Genomic DNA, 1,405 nt, shown 5'->3' on the forward strand with positions numbered 1-1,405 from the left:
CGTAAGCAATGGGATGGACGCCCCCACCTAGACGGCATCAATGTGCCAGAGTGGAAGTGTCGTCAACCACTCGAACAGCGGGAGCGCCCACCATGGAGATTACAACGATCGGCATCGACCTGGCCAAGAACGTGTTCCAGGTCCACGGTGTGAACAAGCACGGCAAGGTTGTGCTTCGTAAGCAGCTTCGCCGGGAACAAATCGCGACGTTCTTTGCTAACTTGCACCCGTGTTTGATTGGGATGGAAGCCTGCGGAAGTGCCCATTATTGGGCGCGTAAACTTCAGGCGCTCGGGCATACCGTCAAGCTGATGGCGCCTCAATTCGTCAAGCCATATGTCAAGAGCAACAAGAACGATGCGGCCGACGCTGAAGCCATCTGCGAGGCGGTAAGTCGGCCGTCGATGCGCTTCGTGCCTGTCAAGAACATTGAGCAACAGTCGGTGCTTTCGCTACACCGTGTTCGCCAAGGTTTCGTTAAGGCTCGTACGGCGCAAGCAAACCAGATCCGTGGCTTGCTCGGCGAATTCGGCATCGTAGTGCCGCAAGGTATTGCCTACATCACGCAGCGAGTACCGGAACTCATCGAGGATGCCAGCAACGCGCTGCCGGGCTCGTTCCGCCTCCTGATCAACCGACTGCTCGAGCATCTGGAATTGTTGCATCGCCAGGTTGACGAGATCGAAGCGGTAATAAAGACTTGGCACCGCGACAATGAGGCGAGCCAGCGCCTTGAGAAGGTACCTGGCATCGGTCCTCTGACCGCCACCGCTCTAGTGGCGACGATCGGCGACGCGAGGAACTTTGACAATGGCCGACAACTTGCCGCATGGTTGGGGCTTGTTCCGCGCCAACATTCAAGCGGTGGCAAGCAGAACCTCCTGGGCATGAGCAAGCGTGGCGACGCCTATTTGCGGACCATGTTGATCCATGGCGCGAGATCGGTCATCTACCGGGCAACGCAGAAGGCCGACCCAAACAACTGGGTTTTCAAGATCACAGCAAGACGTAACAAGAATGTGGCCGCTGTCGCATTAGCGAACAAGATGGCTCGTACCGTGTGGGCGCTGCTCGTTCACGACCGAAGTTTCCAGCCTGGCTACGCACCGCGCGCAGCATGAGCGACCCGGTTTCCTTGAAGAAGGATAGCCGTTACGAAAATTGAGAACCCTACCGCCGATTGCTCAGGCGATCACGAAGTGATGGCAAACAGGTAAGACCGTGGCCAGTAAGCCCAGAATGACCGAGGCACCGAGAGTGCGTGTAAGCGATAGCGGAACTGGCCAGCAGAACCCATCAGGGACAGTGAGCCCGTCTCACAACTAAAGTCCGAATGTACGGGTGCAATCTTCCCTCAGCTTTCACTGACTGGCAGCTTGGCAAGCCGGGGGCGTCCATGTACGGT

At 57.3% G+C, this 1,405-nt stretch carries 1 protein-coding gene; it reads left to right on the forward strand.

What is annotated here, in order from left to right:
• Window positions 1–92: 92 nt before the first annotated feature.
• Window positions 93–1,121 carry an IS110 family RNA-guided transposase gene (locus AWB78_RS42540; protein WP_062613297.1) on the forward strand — a complete coding sequence of 343 codons (1,029 nt, stop codon included), beginning with the start codon at window positions 93–95 and terminating at the stop codon, window positions 1,119–1,121.
• Window positions 1,122–1,405: the final 284 nt, after the last annotated feature.

The organism is Caballeronia calidae (assembly GCF_900044055.2).
In the GTDB taxonomy this organism is placed as follows: Bacteria; Pseudomonadota; Gammaproteobacteria; order Burkholderiales; family Burkholderiaceae; genus Caballeronia; species Caballeronia calidae.

Coding starts and splice junctions, on each gene's coding strand:
- AWB78_RS42540 (WP_062613297.1), top strand. CDS start 93: ATGGAGATTACAACGATCGGCATCGACCTGGCCAAGAACGTGTTCCAG.